The sequence below is a fragment of the Thermosulfurimonas sp. F29 genome, assembly GCF_019688735.1.
In the GTDB taxonomy this organism is placed as follows: Bacteria; Desulfobacterota; Thermodesulfobacteria; order Thermodesulfobacteriales; family Thermodesulfobacteriaceae; genus Thermosulfurimonas_A.
Genome location: NZ_JAIFYA010000002.1, coordinates 297,598 through 310,363 on the forward strand (window position 1 = coordinate 297,598; position 12,766 = coordinate 310,363).

The window sequence follows — 12,766 nt, forward strand, 5'->3', positions numbered from 1 at the left end:
TCGAAGTTTCCGTATTTTAAGCGCCGAAGGCCTTCTCCAGCGGCGGCACCACCTGCTTCTTACGGCTCATCACCCCGTCAAGCCACACGCTCTTGCCCTCGAGCTTCTTTCCGAAGGCCTTTTCGATCACCCCAGGATCGTCGGTAACCACCAGGAGTTCGGTACCCTCCTTCATGATGTCGGTGAGCATGAGCACGATGGTGTGATAACCTCCCTCGGCCTTGACCTTCTGCATCTCCTCGTAGATGGCGTCCTTGACCTCGGCCAGAAGATCCAGGCTCACCACCTCGATCTGACCGGCACCCACCTTGTTTCCGGCCATGGTGTAGTCCTTGAAGTCGCGGTAAAGGAGATCCCGCGGGGACTTGCCGGAGACATCGCTCTTGGCCTTGAACATCTCCATGGCGAAAGCCATGATGTCGTCCACCCCGGCGATCTTGGCCAGCTCTTCGGCGGCCTTCTTGTCAAAGTCGGTGGTGGTTACGGACTTGAAGGCCACGGTGTCCGAAAGGATGGCCGCAAGCAGAATCCCGGCGATCTCCCTGGGAATCTCCACCTTGAAAAAGTCGAAGAGGGACTTCAGGATGGAAGCCGTGCAACCGGTGGGCATGTTGATGAAGGTGATGGGGTTCGGGGTGGTGATGTCTCCGATCTTGTGATGGTCGATGATGGCGATGATTTCGGCCTGGTCAATGTTGTCCAGGGTCTGACCCCGTTCGCTGTGGTCCACCAGCACCACCTTCTTGCCCGCCCCATCGGTCATGAGCTCGGGCACCTCCACCCCGAAGTGCTTGAGCACGAACTCGGTTTCGGGATTGAGATCTCCCTGCCGCACCGCCACGGCCTCTTCCTTGTGAGTGGCGCAGTAGGGGCTGCCGCTCTTGACCAGCTGATTCCGCAGATAGGCATACCCTATAGCCGAACAGATGGAATCCGTATCCGGGCTCTTATGACCGGCCACATAGATCTTGCTCATCTCTCCCCTCCTTCAGATATAATTTGGCCGATTTTTGGGTATCATGTCGCCTGCTTTTTGTCAAGGAAAGTCGCAATCCGTGAGAGGAGGGGAGGAAGGGTTTCGGGATTTATAGCCGAAATTGCTTCCGCTTGGTAACGATTTTGAAGGGCCCGGACCTCCTCCGGCGGCACCAGGTCGATCTTGTTGAACACCAGAAGACGATCCGTAAAAGTGAGCTCCATTTCCTCGAGCAATTCCTCCACGGCTTCGATGTGCTCCTCAAAGTGGGGATGACTCACATCCACCAGGTGGAGAAGGAGATCGGCCTCGTAAAGTTCCTCCAGGGTGGCCTGAAAGGCCTTTTTTAATTCCCCGGGGAGATCCCGGATGAAACCCACGGTATCGGTAAAAAGGGTCACCCTTCCGTCGGGAAGACGGACCCGGCGGGTGGCCGGATCCAGGGTGGCAAAAAGCCTGTCCTCCGCCAGAAAGTCCTCCCGGGAGAGGGTGTTGAGGAGGGTGGTCTTTCCGGCGTTGGTGTAACCGATGATGGCCACCACGGGAAGTCCCTGGCGCCTGCGGCGCTTGCGCCGGAGGCTGCGCTGACGGGAGATCTCGCGCAGCTCCTTTTCCAGCCTGGCGATGCGTTCCCGAATGCGACGACGATCCACCTCCAGTTTGGTCTCTCCGGGACCGCGGCCCCCTATCCCTCCGGTAAGCCGGGAAAAGGCGTCGTCTTTGGCGCGAAGACGGGGAAGCATGTACCGCAACTGGGCCATTTCCACCTGAATTTTGCCCTCCCGGCTGCGGGCCCGCTGAGCGAAGATGTCCAGAATGAGCTGGGTACGGTCGATGACCCGCAGGTCGGTAATTTCGGTGAGGGCCCGTACCTGCGAGGGACTGAGCTCTCCGTCGAAGATGAGGAGATTGGCCGAGGTCTGCATGGCCTGGATGATGATCTCCGAAAGTTTTCCCTTGCCCACCACATAACGGGGATCCGGTGCCGGGCGCCTCTGCAGCACCTCGCCCACCACCGCCACCCCCGCCGTACGGGCGAGTTCCCGCAGCTCGGCCATGCGTTCCTCCATCAGAACCCGGGGCCCCGGATGAACCGCCACCAGAAGGGCCCGATCCTCCCGGTCGCTCACCTCCTTAAGGGGGCGTGAGCGTTCGAGCTCCTCCTCGAGCGATTCCACCAGCTCGCGATAATCCCCCCGAAGCTCCCAGGGATAGAGAGGGTCCAGGTAGCCGTAATAGCCGTTCTCGTCCCTCCGGGGGAGGAGGTAGGCGGTGTGGAGACGACCCGGGAGTCCGTCGTCCCTGACCTCAAGGGCGGTCATGGTGTCCAGCCGCAGAAAGGCCAGATCCAGGAGGTCGTCCCGGTCCAGCCCCTCGTGGGAGAGGTGCGTGTGGATACACCGGAGCCCCAGGAGACGACCCGGGCCCTTCCTGGCCCGCGCGATCTCCGGAATGACGATCTGATGATAACTTCCCAGAATCACATATTCAATCTCCCCGCGCCGGTTGACGAGAATCCCCACCTGCCGGTTCAGGGTGCGCGATAGATGGGCCAGTTCCCTGGAGAGCTCGTGGGTGATGAGATAGTCCGGGGGCACGCGACGGCGGTAAAGTCGCTCTAGGGCCCTCCTTTCGCTGGGAGCTAACCCCCGGGTCTCTCCGTAAACCGTACGGGACATAACCTTAACGACGGGCCCGAAAGATCACCCTGAGGGGGGATTTTTCAAATCCCAGGTGGGTACGCAGACGATTTTTTACGAAACGCTCCACGCTCTTGGGAATCTCGTCCGGATAATTGGTAAAGACCACCACCGTGGGTGGCCGGATTTCCGCCTGAGTGGCATAGTAAAATTTTAATCTCTTTCCCGAGGGGGTGTAAAGGGTCTTTTCTTTTTTGATCTCCTCCAGCACCCGGTTCACCCTGGCGGTGGGTACCCGACGGGAGTATTCCGCGTACACCTCGTCGATGAGGGGGAGGACCTCCTTCACCCGTCGTCCGGTCCTGGCCGATATGGTGAGGATAGGGGCCCAAGGGACGAAACGGGCTCCGTATCTTATTCTTTCCAGCAAAATGTTGCCCTGCTCGCGTTTTCCGTCCAGGAGATCCCACTTGTTCACGAGAATTATGCAGGCCTTGTGGCGTTTCTCGATCTGGGAGAGGATCTTCTGATCCTGATCGGTTATTCCCTCCTCGGCGGTGAGGACGAGAAGAGCCACCTCGGCACGATCCAGGGCCTCGAAGGCCTTGTCCACGCTGAACTTTTCCACCCGGGCCCTGATGCGCGGACGGCGCCGGATCCCTGCGGTGTCTATCAGCAGATAACGCCGACCGTCCGGAAGCTCGAGCAGGGTGTCGATGCTGTCCCGGGTGGTGCCGGGGATGTCGGATACGATCATGCGCTCGTATCCCACCAGACGGTTGAGAAGGGAACTCTTCCCCACATTGGGACGCCCCAGAATGGCCACCCTTACGGGAGGAAGTTCCCCCTCCGGCGGGGTCTCCTCCGCCTCCTCGGGGAGAAATTCCAGGATCAGGCCCTCCAGGTCTTCGATACCCCGGCGGTGTCGGGCCGAGATCGGTATCAGGGGTTCCATGCCCAGGGCATAAAACTCGGAGAGGTTGAGGAGATCCTGCCGGCCGTCCACCTTGTTCACCACCAGGAGGACCGGTTTTCCCCGTTCCCGTAGCAGATCAGCCACCTCCTCGTCCAGAGGGGTGAGCCCCTCCTTGGCGTCCACCACGAAGAGGATCAGATCGGCTTCGGAAAGGGCCGCCTCGGCCTGGCGCAGGGTCTCCCGCTGAAGACGATCCTCGCTCTCGAGCTCGATCCCTCCGGTGTCGATGAAGGTGATTCGCCGGCCCTGAATCTCCGCCTCTCCGTAAACACGGTCCCGCGTGACCCCCGGACTCCGCTCCACCACGGCCTTTCGTTCCCCGATAAGGGTGTTGAAAAGGGTGGACTTACCCACATTGGGGCGTCCCACCAGGGCTATCTTAGGCATGGCTCGACCTCAACTTCTCCCGCACGCTGGGAAAGAGGGACAGATCCGTGTGGGGCAGAAAGAGGGCCCCGGTCAGGAGCTGCATGAAACGATTCTCCACATTCATCTCCAGATAGGTGAGCCGGGAGAGAATCTCTCGCACCTCCTCAAAGTCACCCTGAAGGAGAAACCGCACCGTTCCCTCCCCGGCGGCGTTCCCCACCGCCCGAAACTTCTCCCGGGGCAGATCCGGCAGCATCCCTATGGTAATGGCCGCCTCCGGATCGATGTGAGTGCCGAAACTTCCGGCTACATAAAAATTCTCTATATCATCGAAGGTTACGCCTATGCTTTCGCAAATAACTCTAAGCATAGTATACATTGCTCCTTTAGAACGGATAAGATTTTTAATTTCTCCCTGGGTCACATATACGGGGCGGCCGTGAGCGGTTTCCTCCTCCCCGGCGAGCACGAAGGCCTTTTCTCCCCGGATTTCCCGGAACCTATCCGGGAGTCTGTCCGGCTGAAAGATCCCCTGAGGATTCACCAGGCCGGCCAGGAAGAGTTCGGCCAGAAGCTCGATGGTGCCGGAACCGCAGATACCCGCCGGAGGCCCTCCGCCGATGGTGCGAAGCTCCACCCGTCCGTTGCGGATACGCACCCCCTCAATGGCCCCCTCCCGGGCCTGCATACCGCAGGAAAGCACCCCTCCCTCCAGGGCCGGCCCGGCGGCCCCGGCACAGGCCAGGAGAAATTCCCTGTTCCCCAGCACTATCTCCGCATTGGTTCCCACATCCACGAAAAGACTCAGACCCTCGCCCCGGTGAAGACCCACATAGAGGAGCCCGGCGATGAGGTCTCCTCCGAAGTAACTCCCCCCGGAGGGGAAGACGAAGAGGAGACCCTCGGGATGACCGGGAAGCTCCGCCTCCCTGAGCTTGAGGGTGTCCACCCAGTTTGCCGCGGGAATGTAGGGTTCCCGGTAAAGCCAGCGGGTGGGAAGGCCCAGGAAAAAGTGGGTCATGGTGGTGTTTCCGCAAAAGGCGTAATAGTAAAGACGCGAGAGGTTTTCTTCCCCCACGAAACGGACGATTTCTCTCCGCAGTCCCTCCAGGGTTACCCGGCGCAACTCCTCCAGTCCCTCCGGACGGGCGGCGCGGTGAAGACGCGTGAGGATGTCCTCACCGTAGGGAATCTGGGGATTCCGGAAGGAGGTCCTCTTCAGGACCTTTCGCGCCGCGAAATCCACGAGATAAAGGGCCACCCCGGTGCTTCCCAGGTCGATACCCAGCCCGAGAATCGGACTTTCGTCCCCGGGAGGACGCACCTCAAGCACCTCCGGGGCCTCTTCCCGCCGGCCCACCAGTACCCTTACGGAAAAGTCCCAGGCCCGGAGCCGTTCGGGAAGTTCCCGCAGAAGGGAAAGGGGGATTGCGGGGGAGGCTCCCAGCCGATCCCGTAAGGCCTCCCGCAGACGCCTCTCGTCCGAACGCTGGTCGGAGAGGGAGGGACGGGGAAGGGCTAAATCGAAGACTTCCACCGCCGGTTTCATACATCCACCACGCACTGGGCTATCCATAGATCCCCTTCCTTCTCCACCCGGGCCAGCGTAAAGGTGGCCCCCTTAACCTCTACCCCCAGCCGGTGGCGCTCCGGATCCAGGGGTTCCCCCAGGGCCCTTGCGGTGAGGCTCTCTCCGGAGATGTGCACCTCGAAATCCCGGAAGACCATCCCCTCCAGATCACTCACGGTGATGAGCCGGTTGAGCCACATCACGAAAAGTTCCTCGGGCGTCTCGGCCGAGACCTCTACAGGCACGGAGTGCTCCGTACGGACATCCTCGAAGCTTTCCACCATCAGCGAGAAGAGGGCCCGGGCTCCGTTGGCGAAGGCCTCCTCCGGGGTGCGTCCCCTTCCGCGCACCCCTATGTCCGCGCCGTGCTCAAAGGTTTCGTAGGGAATGAAGCGTGTATTCATCGCAGCCCCTTCCGGTCACATAGGGAATATAAGGCCAGAGAAGGGCTTTAGGAAGGCCTCCGCGTAATCCCTCCTCCGAACAGATCAGGAAACCCCCGTCCTTAAGGAAGACGAAGAGGGCTCCCCTTTCACCGGTCACATAGAGAGGAACCCCCCGTGCGGCGAGCCATTTCCGCACCACCGGATGGGGATGACGGATCCCCCGGGCCTGAGCCAGGGCCACCGCGGGGTGAATCTTCGTCCAGGCCGGGGGCCACAGTCCGTTACGGGCTCCGTGATGGGGAAGGACGAAGATCTCGGCGGGAAGGAGGCCTCCTTCTCCGGACAGGCGCCTGAGTCTGACGCGGTCGATGTCGCCGGGGAAAAAGATGGTGAGTCCCCGGTACTCCAGATAAGCCACGAGGCTCTCCCGGTTTTCGTTTTCGGGAAAGGGCCGGCCCGGAAGGAGAAACACTTCCGCTCCCCTTATCCGCAGGGCCTGCGGGGAGGAAAGCTCCTCGAGATCTCCCATCCACCCCACTTTTTCCCAGGAGGCCCGCCGAAAAATTCCCGAAAGCACGTGCCGGAGATAAAACTCCTCGGCCAGAGCGGGAAGCCCTCCGGTGTGATCCAGGTCCGGATGGGATAGCACCACCAGATCGATCTCCTTTATTCCCAGTTTCCTGGGCACCGGAGCAGTCACCCACCTTCCCGCGTCGAAGTCCCCGAAACGGGCCCCGGCGTCGAAAAGGAGGTTCCGATTCCCCGGAAGGTGAACCAGGACGGCATTGGCTTTACCCAGGTCGAGGACCAGGAGATAGAAGAGGGATTCTCGCACCCGGATTCCGAGAATCACCATCAGAAAAGCGAAGAGAAAGGCCGGGATCGCCTTCCCGCGCTTTCCCTTCACCGTCCAGAGGATTCCCGTTCCGAAAAGGATCAGAAAAAGCACGAAGAGGCCCACGGGAAAGGGAGGGCGCAGAGTAGGGGAGGGAAGGGGCAGGGTTAGGGAGAGCTCGAAGATGCGTCCCAGGATTTCGGCCAGCCCGGAGGCCGCCTCCCGGAAAAACGGTGCCAGGAGGGCCACCGTGATCTCCCCGGGAATGAGGATAAAACACCACAGGGGAGAAAACAGGAGGGTGTAGAGCGGGCCCAGGAGGGGGACCTCGCCGAAGGTGTAAAGGAGAAAGGGGAGGGTGAGGAGCCAGGCTCCCAGGGAGACGGCCAGGGCCCTGAGGGGGTAACGCATAAGGGGCCTTAAGGAGGCCAGAAAGGGGTCGCTCAGCCGGTAGGCCAGGAGCACCCCGCCCACCGCAAACACCGAGAGCCGGAAGGAGAGATCCAGAGCGTTTCCGGGGAAAGCGATGAGGAGGACGAGGACCGTTCCGGCCAGAAGGTCGGATCCGGTGGTCCGGCGGAAGAGAAGGCGGGCCAGGGTGTAGAGGGAGAGCATGGTGAGGGCCCGTACCGCTGAAGTCGGGAAGCCGGAGAGGGCCGCGTAAAGGACGGCCCCGAGGAGTCCGGCAAGCAGGGCCGGGATCTGGGCCGGAAGATCCGGTCGGGCAAAGAATCTGGGCCACAGGCGACGGACTATTCCGTAGAGCCCGGCGAAGAGGAGTCCCAGGTGAAAACCGGAGACCGCAAGGAAGTGATAAATTCCCCGGCGACGCACTTCGTCCCGCATCGGGGAAGGAAGAAGACCCTTTTCCCCCAGAACGAGGGCGGCCAGGAGGCCTCCGGCCGGAGGGGATAGCCCCCGGGCGAAGAAGAGAAGACGCTCCCGCGCCCTTGAGAGGAGGTCCGACCCTTCGCCGTAGCAAAGGACTTCCCGCGTTTTCGCATAGGCGCGAAAGGAAAGGCCCCGGGAAAGGAGACCGACTTCCGGTCCGGGGGAGAAGGGATTGAGATAGCCCCCGTGCCGAACTCGCACCCGGGCCCGAAGGTGCGCCCCTGGGAGGCATTCCGGAAGGAGATTACCGACGAAGATTTCCCCACGCCCGTAGGAACTTTTTACCACGAGGGCTTCCCCCTTTTCCAGAGGACGCACGACCTCTATCCTGCCTTCGAGAAGGAGCACTCGTTGCGGAGGAGGGGAGGGAAGGAAGCCGAGGTAAAGTGTTCCGTAAAAGAAACCGGCGGAAAGGGCCAGAGCCATAACCGCTCGCCGCAGGACGGCTCCGAAGAAGACTCCGACGATGAGGATCCATGCCGGGGAGTGCCACAGGGCCAGCAGAAGCCCCGCCCAGAACCCCGCCGCGCCTTCCACAAGAGGGGATCTAGACACCTTTTCGGGAGGTTCGCGGACCGAAAAGAGCCGTTCCGATCCGCACGATGGTGGCCCCCTCCTCCACCGCCACCTCAAAATCGTGACTCATTCCCATGGAAAGTTCGGTTAAGTCACTGAGACCAAGTTTTTCCTTAATTATATCGCGTAACTCCCGAAGTTTTCGAAAATAAGGACGCACTTCTTCCGGGTCCTCGCGGTAGGGGGGGAGGGCCATGAGGCCTTTCAGGTGCAGGTTGGGAAGCTCCACCACAAAACGGATCAGGTCCTCCAGGTCTTCCGGGAGGACTCCGGCCTTGTTTTTTTCCCGTCCTATGTTGACCTGGATGAGGACCGGAAGGACCCGTCCGGCCTCCCGGGCCAGGTTGGAGAGCCGGCGGGCTATCTCGGGGCGATCCACGGTCTCGATGAGGTCAAAAAGCCCCAGGGCCTTTCGGGCCTTGTTCTTCTGGAGGGGACCTATGAGGTGCCAGCTCAAGGGAAGGTCTGTAAGTTCCCTCTTCTTTCTTTCCGCTTCCTGAACATAGTTTTCTCCGACGAGGGTGAGGCCGGCGGCCGCGGCTTCCCGGATCTTTTCCGGACTCTGCCCCTTGGCGGCCCCCAGGATGCGCACCTCCTCGGGACGGCGTCCCACCCTGAGCGCCGCCTCAGCCACCCTTTCCCGGATACGGGCCAGTCTTGTGGCCACATCCTCCCCTGTGGACATAAACGCCTTCCCTCCTTTTCCCCGAAAAAGTATATAATAACTTTGCTAAAGGCGGAGAGCCTCCCGGGAAACCACGGTTTCCCTCTGAAAAGACGGATCCTTTTCCGGGAACTCACGGAGGTAGTGTGCTCCCCGGGATTCCCGGCGGGAAAGGGCGGAGGCCACGATGAGGCGGGCCACCTGGCATAGATTGCGAAGCTCCACGAATTCCGGGGTGAGGAGATAACGCCAGTAGTGGTCCTCCACCTCCCGGGCGATAAACTCAAGGCGCCTTCGGGCCAGCTCCAGGCGGTCGAGGCTTCTCACTATTCCCACATAGTTCCACATGAGACGCCTTATGGCATCCCAGTTGTGAGAAATGAGCACCTTCTCCTCCATGTCCACCGCTCCACCGGGATCCCAGTCGGGCACCTCGGGGAAAGACCACCCGCGCCATTCGGGCCACCTCTCCCGGATACGCAGGGCAGCCTGATGGGCGAACACCAGGGCTTCGAGCAGGGAATTGGAGGCCAGGCGATTGGCCCCGTGAAGGCCGGTGCAGGCACACTCTCCCACCGCAAAGAGCCCGGGGATGTCCGTTTCCCCGTAAAGATCCGTGCGCACGCCCCCACAAAGGTAGTGGGCGGCGGGGACCACGGGGATGGGCTCCCGGGTGATGTCGATCCCGAAACGCAGACAGGTTTCGTAAATGTAAGGAAAGCGTTCGCGGACGAAGTCTGCGGGGCGGTGCGTGATGTCCAGCCACACATGGTCGGCGCCGGAGCGTTTCAGTTCCATGTCTATGGCCCGGGCCACGATGTCGCGGGGGGCAAGTTCTCCCCGGGGATCGTATTTGTGCATGAAGGGTCGTCCCTCCGGGTCGAGAAGGCGCGCCCCTTCACCCCGGAGGGCCTCGGAGATGAGGAAGTTCTTGGCCCTGGGATGGTACAGGCAGGTGGGATGAAACTGCACGAACTCCAGGTTGGCCGCCCGGGCTCCGGCCCGCACCGCAAGCGCCACGCCGTCCCCGGTGGCGGTATCCGGATTGCTGGTGTAAAGGTAGACCTTTCCCGCCCCCCCGGTGGCGAGCACCACCATCCGGGCCAGGAAGGTCTCTATGCGCCGGGTTGACCACTCCATCACATAGGCACCCAGGATGCGGTTTTTCCCGGAGGCCCGGCCTATCTTTCCCGTGGTGATGAGGTCCACCGCGAGGTGCCCTTCCAGGATCTCGATGTTCGGATTTTCCCGTACCCTCTCCAGAAGGACCTTTTCTATCTCCCGTCCGGTGTGATCCTCCACATGGAGGATGCGTCGGCGACTGTGTCCTCCCTCAAGCCCCAGTTCGAAGCGCCGGGGATCTCCGGGGTCCCTCGAGAACTCCACGCCCAGCTCCACGAGTTCCCGGATGCGTTCCGGGGCCTGGCGCACCACCAGTTCCACGGTCTCCCTGCGGCAGAGTCCATCGCCGGCCCGGAGGGTGTCCTCTATGTGCAGCTCGAAGGAATCGTCTTCCGAGATCACGCAGGCTATGCCTCCCTGGGCCAGGGCCGTGGCCCCCTCCGGAGCCCTCTTCTTGGTGACTATCAATACCTCACCCAGGGAGGACAGTTTCAGGGCCAGCGAGAGACCGGCTATTCCCGAACCGATGACGAGAAAGTCCGTCCTGCGGGCCATGCGAATTATTCCTGCGGCAGTCGCGGCTCCCTCTCCAGGAAGCGGCTCATCAGGGTCTCCCCGTTGGGGATGAAGATCCCGGTGGATCGGGCCGTGGATTCGGAAAAACCCTCCGAGCGTCTCACGGATTCGTCTCTGGAGTCGAAGATCACGAAGGGTACGGGTTTGGAGGAGTGGGTGCGGAGAGGGATGGGGGTGAGGTGGTCGGTAACGGCGAGGATCCGATATTCTCCGAAGTTGGCGGCGGCTTCTTCGATCACGGTCCGCACCACATACCGGTCGAAGTCCTGAATGGCCTTGATCTTGAGATCCACCGAGCCCTGATGGGAGGCCTCGTCCGGGGCCTCCACATGGACGAACACGAAGTCCCGTTCCTTGAGGGCTTCTATGGCGGCGAGCGCCTTGCCCTCGTAGTTGGTGTCGAGATAACCGGTGGCTCCCTCCACCTCGATGATGTCCAGTCCGGCAAGACGCCCCAGACCCTTTATGAGATCCACCGCCGCCACCACCGCCCCGGAAAGTCCCCACTTTTCAGAGAAAGGTTCCAGCTGAGGCATGCGTCCCTGTCCCCAGGGCCACAGGGCGTTGGCCGGGGGCAGTCCCTGTTCCTGGCGCCGACGATTGACCGGATGCTTTTCAAGTATCCGGATGGCCCGGATCAAAAAATCCTTGAGGATGGGTTCTTCCCGATAGGCCTGCCACGCGTGGTAGATGTTCTTGCCCAGGAGATCGTGGGGGGGGACGGTGCGCAGTCCCTCCGGACCTCCCCGCCACAGAAGAATGTGACGGTAACTCTTTCCGCAGAAGAGCTCAAACTTGTCCGTACCCAGTTCCCGGTTGAGATCCTCGATTATGGTTCGGGCCTCTTCGGTGGAGATGTGCCCGGCGCTGTAGTCCTCCATGACGAGGTGCTGTCCCACCTTCTTGAGGGTTACCAGGTTGCACCGAAAGGCCACATCCTCGGGACGCATGGGAATCCCCAGACTTGCGGCTTCGATGGGTCCCCGACCGGTGTACTTTTCCTCGGGAGGATAGCCCAGAAGACTCATATTGGCCACATCGCTTCCGGGGTGCATACCCTGCGGTATGGTCTGAACCAGCCCCAGTTCTCCGTGTTCGGCCAGGAAATCAAGCCCAGGGGTGGTGGCCACCTCAAGAGGAGTTCTTTCCGAGAGCTCTTTAAGGGGAAAGTCCCCCATTCCGTCACCCACCAGCACGATGTACTTCATGTTTCAGCCCTCCTTTCCTGAGATGGTTCGCCTTCGATTTCCTCGGGGACGGGCTTTTCCACCTTAACGATTTCGAGGTCAAAACGCAAATATTTCCCGGCCAGGGGATGATTCAGGTCCACCACGGCTACGCGGGGGTCCTTTCGGGCGAGCCGGGCGGGATGCAGGACTCCCAGCTCGTCCTGGACGAAGACGGTCTCCCCGGGGCGGGCCTCCCGGGGGAGCTTTTCCACGGGTATCAGGCGCACCTTTTTAGGATCGTAGCGTCCGTAGTGCTCCTCCGGTGGTACCCACACGGAGACCCTTTCGCCCTCTCTCTTTCCGATAAGGGCTGTCTCCACGGAGGGCGGAAAACGGCCCTCTCCAACGACGATGGTGACCGGTCTTTCCGAGGCGTCCACCAGGGACGCCTCGGAGAAAACCTGATATTTAAAGGTGACTCGATCTCCCTTTTCGATCTCCGGCCCCAAAGATAAAAACCCCCTCTTTACGAGGGGGAAGATAATATCAGTTCTATACTAAGACAAGAGGTTTTAAATAGCCTTATTCCTTACCAGATGATTCAGTCTCCGAATGTTTTACCAGTCGCTTATATCCCATAACTCCTATGTGACAGGTAGCGCAGCGGGTATTGGAAGCAAAGGCTGTCTCTCCATCATGACAGGCTCCACAGTATTTTCCGTTATAAAGAGCCTGCATATTAAAATCCTCATTCTTTTGAGTACTTCCCGCTTCCATTTCAAATAAATCTTCATGACAATCCTCACAGGAAAGACCGGCTTTTTCTACATGAACCTTATGGTCAAAAATCACGGCTTTAAGCGGTTTAGTAAAAATAATGGGCTCGGTGGGATACTCGGCCTCTTCCTGATCATTCTGTGATTGACTGAAAGTGGGCCAGATATGAAAGGTCAACCCTACTGCTAGAAAAATAATTAACAGAATAAGGATCCTTTTCATGATAATCCCTCCTTAAG

At 60.4% G+C, this 12,766-nt stretch carries 11 protein-coding genes; all 11 read right to left on the minus strand.

Features of this window, described 5'->3' with window-relative positions:
- Window positions 1-16 precede the first annotated feature (16 nt).
- The 11 genes from K3767_RS06095 to K3767_RS06145 all read right to left on the minus strand — a co-directional run bounded on the left by K3767_RS06095 (window position 17) and on the right by K3767_RS06145 (window position 12,749).
- Entirely contained in the window at window positions 17-976 is a 960-nt protein-coding gene (locus tag K3767_RS06095) for a manganese-dependent inorganic pyrophosphatase (protein WP_221172681.1), read from the minus strand.
- A gap of 41 nt (window positions 977-1,017) precedes the next feature.
- Complete coding sequence (hflX, locus tag K3767_RS06100) at window positions 1,018-2,655, minus strand: GTPase HflX (RefSeq protein ID WP_221172682.1); 1,638 nt, start codon at window positions 2,653-2,655, stop codon at window positions 1,018-1,020.
- 4 nt (window positions 2,656-2,659) lie between these two features.
- A complete protein-coding gene (gene der / locus K3767_RS06105; RefSeq protein WP_221172683.1) occupies window positions 2,660-3,979 on the minus strand; it encodes a ribosome biogenesis GTPase Der in 1,320 nt (439 codons plus the stop codon).
- Complete coding sequence (locus K3767_RS06110) at window positions 3,972-5,510, minus strand: ASKHA domain-containing protein (RefSeq protein WP_221172684.1); 1,539 nt, start codon at window positions 5,508-5,510, stop codon at window positions 3,972-3,974. The genes der and K3767_RS06110 overlap by 8 nt, the downstream gene beginning before the upstream one ends.
- Window positions 5,507-5,935 (minus strand): archease, encoded by a 429-nt coding sequence (locus K3767_RS06115; RefSeq protein ID WP_221172685.1) that lies wholly within the window; start codon window positions 5,933-5,935, stop codon window positions 5,507-5,509. Before K3767_RS06115 ends, K3767_RS06110 begins: the two co-directional genes overlap by 4 nt.
- On the minus strand, window positions 5,901-8,180 hold the full coding sequence (locus K3767_RS06120; RefSeq protein ID WP_221172686.1) for a ComEC/Rec2 family competence protein: 2,280 nt from the start codon (window positions 8,178-8,180) through the stop codon (window positions 5,901-5,903). The genes K3767_RS06115 and K3767_RS06120 overlap by 35 nt, the downstream gene beginning before the upstream one ends.
- 10 nt (window positions 8,181-8,190) lie before the next feature.
- Window positions 8,191-8,904 (minus strand): YggS family pyridoxal phosphate-dependent enzyme, encoded by a 714-nt coding sequence (locus K3767_RS06125; protein WP_221172687.1) that lies wholly within the window; start codon window positions 8,902-8,904, stop codon window positions 8,191-8,193.
- 45 nt (window positions 8,905-8,949) lie between these two features.
- Window positions 8,950-10,560 carry an L-aspartate oxidase gene (gene nadB / locus K3767_RS06130; RefSeq protein ID WP_221172688.1) on the minus strand — a complete coding sequence of 537 codons (1,611 nt, stop codon included), beginning with the start codon at window positions 10,558-10,560 and terminating at the stop codon, window positions 8,950-8,952.
- Window positions 10,561-10,565: 5 nt separating this feature from the next.
- Complete coding sequence (locus tag K3767_RS06135; RefSeq protein WP_221172689.1) at window positions 10,566-11,789, minus strand: cofactor-independent phosphoglycerate mutase; 1,224 nt, start codon at window positions 11,787-11,789, stop codon at window positions 10,566-10,568.
- Window positions 11,786-12,259: a peptidylprolyl isomerase gene (locus K3767_RS06140; protein WP_221172690.1), complete on the minus strand. Its 474-nt coding sequence runs from the start codon at window positions 12,257-12,259 to the stop codon at window positions 11,786-11,788. The genes K3767_RS06135 and K3767_RS06140 overlap by 4 nt, the downstream gene beginning before the upstream one ends.
- A 73-nt stretch (window positions 12,260-12,332) precedes the next feature.
- Window positions 12,333-12,749, minus strand: a complete 417-nt coding sequence (locus K3767_RS06145) for a cytochrome c3 family protein (RefSeq protein ID WP_221172691.1) — start codon at window positions 12,747-12,749, stop codon at window positions 12,333-12,335.
- Between the last annotated feature and the right edge of the window lie 17 nt (window positions 12,750-12,766).